This window comes from Halomonas sp. 3D7M, from assembly GCF_014897885.1.
GTDB lineage: Bacteria > Pseudomonadota > Gammaproteobacteria > Pseudomonadales > Halomonadaceae > Vreelandella.
Genome location: NZ_JABUZF010000259.1, coordinates 34,846 through 37,966, shown reverse-complemented (window position 1 = coordinate 37,966; position 3,121 = coordinate 34,846). Strand labels below are relative to the sequence as shown.

3 protein-coding genes are annotated in these 3,121 nt (G+C 54.4%); all 3 read right to left on the bottom strand.

What is annotated here, in order from left to right; genetic code table 11:
* Nucleotides 1-49: 49 nt before the first annotated feature.
* Nucleotides 50-1,504: an Asp-tRNA(Asn)/Glu-tRNA(Gln) amidotransferase subunit GatB gene (gatB, locus tag INT22_RS16860; protein WP_193061280.1), complete on the bottom strand. Its 1,455-nt coding sequence runs from the start codon at nucleotides 1,502-1,504 to the stop codon at nucleotides 50-52.
* Nucleotides 1,504-2,964 carry an Asp-tRNA(Asn)/Glu-tRNA(Gln) amidotransferase subunit GatA gene (gene gatA, locus INT22_RS16855; RefSeq protein ID WP_193061281.1) on the bottom strand — a complete coding sequence of 487 codons (1,461 nt, stop codon included), beginning with the start codon at nucleotides 2,962-2,964 and terminating at the stop codon, nucleotides 1,504-1,506. Before gatA ends, gatB begins: the two co-directional genes overlap by 1 nt.
* Before the next feature lie 68 nt (nucleotides 2,965-3,032).
* The coding region (locus tag INT22_RS21320) for an Asp-tRNA(Asn)/Glu-tRNA(Gln) amidotransferase subunit GatC (RefSeq protein ID WP_226912844.1) at nucleotides 3,033-3,121 on the bottom strand (89 nt) is incomplete at its 5' end.

Below are 3,121 nucleotides of genomic sequence, written 5' to 3'. Positions count from 1 at the left end.
CGGCTGCCGAGGCAGCCGCTATGACATTGCTGTCACTTGTCGGTCGACGTTACAGCAATGCGTCCAGCTTCTCTTTTAACAAGCCATTAACTTGCTGCGGATTCGCCGTGCCGCGAGATGCCTTCATGACTTGGCCAACGAAGTAACCAATCATCTTGCCGCGTTTCTCTGGCTCAGAATCACGATATTGAGCAACCTGAGCCGGGCTCTCTGCGATAACCTGGTCAATCATCGCTTCGATCGCGCCAGTATCCGTTACTTGCTTCAAGCCTTTTGCGTCAATGACGGCGTCGGCGCTATCGCCTTGTCCATTCCACAGTGCTTGGAAGACTTGCTTAGCGGCTTTGCCGTTAATGGTGTCATCCAGTACGCGACTAATCAGCTCGCCGAGCTGTTTTGCGGAAACCGGGCTGTTCTGAATGCTTAGGTTCTCACGGTTAAGCGCACCCGAAAGCTCCCCTTGTACCCAGTTAGCGGCTTGTTTAGCATCGCCGCACACTTGTTGTACTTCTTCGAAAAACTCGGCCATTTCTCGGCTAGCAGACAGTACGTGGGCATCATAGACCGATAAGCCTAGCTCACTCTGGAAACGCGCCCGTTTGTCGGCAGGAAGTTCTGGCAACTGGCTGCGAAGATGATCAAGGTAAGCTTGATCTAACACCACGGGTAACAGATCCGGGCAGGGGAAGTAGCGATAGTCGTTAGCTTCCTCTTTGGTACGCATACTGCGGGTTTCATCGCGCTCAGGATCAAACAGGCGGGTTTCCTGCACGACCTTGCCACCGTCTTCGATCAGCTCAATCTGGCGCTCGACCTCATAAGCAATCGCGCGCTCAACAAAGCGGAACGAGTTGACGTTTTTGATTTCCGCGCGAGTACCGAAGGCTTCTTGGCCTTTAGGGCGCACTGAAACGTTAACATCGCAGCGCATTGAGCCTTCCGCCATATTGCCGTCGGAAATGCCCAAATAGGTCACAATAGAGTGAATCGCTTTGAGATACGCGGCGGCCTCTTTTGCGCTGCGCATATCCGGTTCAGAGACGATTTCCAGTAGCGGTGTGCCCGCCCGGTTAAGGTCGATGCCCGTCATGCCATGGAAGTCTTCGTGCAGCGACTTGCCAGCGTCTTCTTCAAGATGGGCGTGATGAATACGAATACGCTTGGTCGATTCGTCATCTAGGGTGATTTCAACATCACCTGCGCCGACGATCGGATGATACATCTGGCTGGTTTGGTAGCCCTTGGGCAAATCGGGATAGAAGTAGTTTTTACGGTCGAACACCGATACTTCAGGAATGTCGGCGTGTACCGCAAGCCCAAATTGAACGGCCATGGCAACGGCCTGCTCGTTCAGCACAGGCAGAACGCCGGGTAAGCCAAGGTCAACAGCACAGGCTTGAGTGTTCGGTTCTGCACCAAAAGCGGTGGAAGCGCCGGAGAAAATTTTCGAACGAGTTGCGAGCTGAACGTGTACTTCCAGCCCAATCACGGTTTCCCATTGCATTAGGCGTTCTCCTCGGCAAAAGCAGGGCGTTGTAAGTGCCAATCAGTGGCTTGCTGGAACTGGTGAGCCACGTTTAGCAGCTGTGCTTCTGCAAAGTGGGTACCCAGGATCTGCAGGCCAACCGGACGGCCATTGGAAAAGCCTGCAGGAACACTGATGCCAGGAATGCCGGCTAGGTTAACGGCGATGGTGTAAATGTCCTGTAGATACATGGACACCGGATCTTTCTTAGCGCCAAGATCAAACGCGGGCGTTGGCGATGCGGGCCCCATCAGTACGTCTACGTCTTCAAAGGCGTCCAGGAAGTCCTGTCGAATCAAACGACGCACTTTCTGCGCTTTGGTGTAGTAGGCGTCAAAAAAGCCTTCAGAAAGCGTGTGTGTGCCAATCAGGATGCGCCGCTTCACCTCATCGCCGAAGCCTTCCGCACGAGACCGCGTGTAGAGATCAATAAGATCAGCCGGTGCATCGCAGCGATGCCCGAAGCGCACGCCATCATAGCGGGAGAGATTCGAGGACGCCTCTGCGGGGGCGATAACGTAATAAGCCGGAATCGCATAGTGGGTATGCGGCAGGCTCACTTCGCGTACGGTCGCTCCTAATGATTCATATACTTTCACTGCCTCGCGGACCGCTTTTTCGACGTCAGCGTCTAAACCATCACCAAAGTACTCCTTTGGCAGGCCGATTTTGAGGCCAGAAAGCGGTGCATTGAGCGTTTCTGTGTAGTCGGGAACGCCGCGGGCAACGCTGGTGGAATCACGTACATCATGGCCAGCAATAACATTGAGCAGGTGCGCGCAGTCTTCAGCACTTTTCGCCATAGGGCCAGCCTGATCGAGGCTAGACGCATAGGCAATAATGCCATAGCGAGAAACGCGGCCATACGTAGGCTTCAAGCCGGTAATGCCGCAAAATGCCGCGGGTTGGCGAATAGAGCCGCCGGTATCTGTGCCCATCGCAGCAGGGACAAGGCCTGCTGCTACTGCGGCGGCACTGCCACCTGAGCTGCCACCGGGAACCGCAGTAAGGTCCCAGGGGTTTTTGACCGCGCCAAAATAGCTATTTTCGTTGGAAGAGCCCATAGCGAACTCGTCCATGTTGGTTTTGCCCAGGCTAATGGTGCCCGCTGCGTTAAGTTTTTCTACCACGGTGGCATTGTAAGGCGCGATAAAATTATCGAGCATTTTCGAACCGCAGCTGGTTTTCACCCCTTGAGTACAAAAGATATCTTTCAGTGCGAAGGGAATGCCTGTTAGCTTGCCAGCCTTGCCTGCAGCACGCGCATTGTCGGCAGCTTCTGCCTGATCAAGTGCTTGCTCGGCGGTGACAGTAATAAAGCTATTGAGCGCGCCATCAGCTTGCTCGATACGCTGTAAAAAGTGTGAAGTCAGCTCTCGGCTGGAAAGCTCACCGCTTTTCAGGGCGGCGGCAAGCTGCGTTACGGTTTTATCATGCATGACCCGGAAGCTCCGTTCGGGGGCGAATAGAAAGAGCAGAAAATAGCGGCCTGTGCGTGGTAATCTGGCTACTCCACCACGCGGGGTACGAGATACAGGCCATTTTCTACTGCCGGAGCACAGCGCTGGAAAGCGTCGCGCTGATTAGTTTCCGTGA